The organism is Streptomyces recifensis (genome assembly GCF_002154615.1).
Lineage (GTDB): Bacteria > Actinomycetota > Actinomycetes > Streptomycetales > Streptomycetaceae > Streptomyces > Streptomyces griseoluteus.
Genome location: NZ_MUNH01000804.1, coordinates 1 through 3,224 on the forward strand (window position 1 = coordinate 1; position 3,224 = coordinate 3,224).

Sequence of the window (3,224 nt, forward strand, 5' to 3'; positions counted from 1 at the left end):
TCGCCCGCGATGTGGTGCAGGACCAGGACGAGTACGTGCGTCTCGGTGCCGAGCCGCACCAGCCGGGCCCGTACCGGTGCCTCGGCGCTCACGTCGAAGGCGTGGGCCACCTCGGCGGCGAGCACCTCGTCCAGGCGGGCCGGGTCGGTGTCACGGGGGGTGAGGTCGAGGTCGGCGGTGCGGGCGTCCAGGATGAGCTGACGCGGCACGCCGTCGGTGTCGGGGAAGACGGTGCGCAGGCTCTCGTGGCGTTCCACCACGTCGGCCAGCGCGCTTTCCAGCGCGTCGGCGTCCAGCCGGCCGTCCAGGCGCAGCACCAGCGGGACGTTGTAGGTGTCGCTGGGCCCCTCGAACCGGTTGAGGAACCAGAGGCGGCGCTGCGCGAAGGACAGCGGCAGCGGCTCCGCCCGCTGCTCGGCCCGGCGCAAGGGCAGCCGCGCCGCCTCGGCACCGTCGAGCACGGCGGCCAGCGCGGCCGGCGCCGGGTGCTCGAAGAGGGTCTTGACGGGGACTTCCACACCGAGCGCGACCCGGACGCGGGCGGTGAGCCGGGTGGCGAGCAGGGAGTGGCCGCCGAGGGCGAAGAAGTCGTCGTCGGGACCGATCGCGTCCAGGCCGAGCACGTCGGCGAAGAGTCCGCAGAGGATCTCCTCGCGTGCGGTACGGGCCGGGCGTCCGCTCACCGGCGCGTGCTCGGGGACGGGCAGCGCGCGCCGGTCCACCTTGCCGTTGGGGGTGAGCGGGAGTGCGTCCAGCGGGACGAGGGCGCTGGGCACCATGTAGGCGGGCAGGGACCGGCCTACGGCGCGGGCGAGGTCGGCGGGGTCGGGGGCGGCTCCGCTCGCGCGGACCACGTAGGCGACGAGGCGGCGGTCGCCCGGTGTGTCCTCGCGGACCATGGCGAAGGCGTCCGCGACGCCCTGGCAGGAGGCGAGGGTGTTCTCGATCTCCCCCAGCTCGATCCGGTAGCCGCGCAGCTTCACCTGGCCGTCGGACCGGCCGACGTAGGCGATCTGCCCGTCCGCAGTCCACCGGACCAGGTCGCCGGTGCGGTACATCCGGCCGCCCGCGGCGTCGAACGGGTCGGCGACGAAGCGGGTGGCCGTCAGGCCGGGGCGGCCCGTGTAGCCGCGCGCCACCCCGTGCCCGGCGAGGTACAACTCCCCCACCACGCCCGGCGGTACGGGCCGCAGCGAGTCGTCCAGGACGTGCAGGCGCATGCCGTCCAGCGGGCGGCCGATGGGCGGCGGCCCGGCGGGCAGGTCGGCGGCCACCGGGTAGCGGGTGGCGAAGGTGGTGGTCTCGGTGGGGCCGTACACGTGCAGGACGCGGGTGTCGGGCGCGAGGGCCGCGACCCGCTGCATGGCGTCCGGGGAGGCCAGCTCACCGCCGGCGCACACCAGCCGCAGACCGGTGAAGGCGCCGGGGTCGGTCTCGGCGATCACGTTGAACAGGGCGGTCGTCATGAAGACGGCCGTGGCCCCGTGGGTGTGCACCGCGTCGTCCAGCGCGCGGGCGTCCAGTACGCCCTCCGGTGCGACGACGATCCGGCCGCCGTGCAGCAGCGGGGCCCAGATCTCGAAGGTGGAGGCGTCGAAGACGTACGCCGAGTGCATCAGCACCGCGTCGGTGGCGCCTTCCCGCCAGGCGGAGTCGGCGGCGAGGGCGACCACGTCGGCGTGGCTGACGCCGACGCCCTTGGGCAGGCCGGTCGAGCCGGAGGTGAACATCACGTAGGCCAGCGCGGCGGGGCCCGGTACCGGCACCGGGCGGACGGGCCGCTCGGGCGCGCCCCGCAGCACCCGGCCGAGCCGGTCCAGGACGACGACCGGTGTCCGTCCGGCGGCCGCGCGCACCCAGGGGGAGCCGTGGGCGTCCTCGTCGACCAGGAGCACCCGCACGCCCGCGGCCCCGGCGACCTGGTCGAGCCGCTCCTCGGGCCAGCGGGCGTCGAGCGGCACATAGGCCCCGGCGGCGCGGACGGCGCCGAGGGAGGCGGTCACGACGGCCGGGGAGCGGCCGAGCAGCACGCCGACGCCGGTCTCGGGGCCGACGCCGAGGCCCGCGAGGACGGCGGCGAGTTCGGCGGAGAGGGCGTCGAGTTCGGCGTAGGTGAGGGAGGCGTCGTCGGCGGTGACGGCCACCGCGTCCGGGGTGCGCGCGGCCTGGGCGGCGAACAGCGCCGGCAGCACGGCGGGCTCGTCGGTGGCGGGCAGGGCGCGGCCGGTGCCCCAGCGGGTGACGCGGGTGTGCTCGTCCGGCGTCAGCAGGTCGTGCTCGGCGACCGGGCGTTCGGGTTCGGCGGCGACCCGCTCCAGCAGGCGCAGCAGCCGGGCCGTGAGGTTCTCGACCGTGCTCCGGTCGAACAGCGCGGTGGCGTACTCGACCCCGGCGCCCAGGCCGCCGTCCCGCTCCTCGGTGAAGGCGAAGGTGAGGTCGAACTTGCTCAGCCCGTTGTGCACGAGCCGGTCCTCGACGGTGAGGCCGGGCAGGTCGGGGCGGACGCTGTCCTGGTTCTGCAGCACCACCATGGTCTGGAACAGCGGGTGGTGGTCACGGGCCCGTACCGGGTTGAGGTGCTCCACCAGCCGCTCGAAGGGCACGTCCTGGTTGGCGTAGGCGGCGAGGTCGAACTCCCGCACCCGCAGCAGGAGTTCGCGGAAAGTGGGGCGTCCGGAGAGGTCGGTGCGCAGCACGAGGGTGTTGACGAAGAACCCGACCAGGTCCTCCAGCGCCTCGTCCGTGCGGCCCGCGACGGGCGAGCCGAGCGGGATGTCGTCGCCGGCGCCGTGCCGGTGGAGCAGGGTAGCCACGGCCGCCTGGAGCACCATGAAGAGGCTGCTGCCCGACTCCCTTGCCAGTCGCCTGAGCCGGGTGTGCAGCTCGGCGGGCACCTCGAAGGTGTGGACGCCGCCCCGGGGGTCGACGGCGGCCGGGCGGGGCCGGTCCAGCGGGAGGTCGATCAGGCCGGGCATCCCGGCGAGGGCGGTGTTCCAGTGGTCGAGCTGTCCGCGCAGTACGCCCTCGTCCTCGGCGTCGCCCTCGCCGTCGCCGAGGAGGGCTCGCTGCCAGAGGGTGTAGTCGGCGTACTGGAGCGGGGTGCCGAGGGTGAGACCCGGCTCGGCGCCTTGGAGGCGGGCCCGGTAGGCGGTGCCGAGGTGGCGGGCGAGCGGGGCCAGGGACCAGCCGTCCCCGGCGATGTGGTGGACGACGAGGACCAGCAC

1 protein-coding gene is annotated in these 3,224 nt (G+C 75.5%); it reads right to left on the minus strand.

Annotated features, from left to right (window positions below; translation table 11 throughout):
* Nucleotides 1-3,224: non-ribosomal peptide synthetase (locus CCN33_RS29850; RefSeq protein WP_140394761.1), on the minus strand; the 3,224-nt coding region annotated here is incomplete at both ends.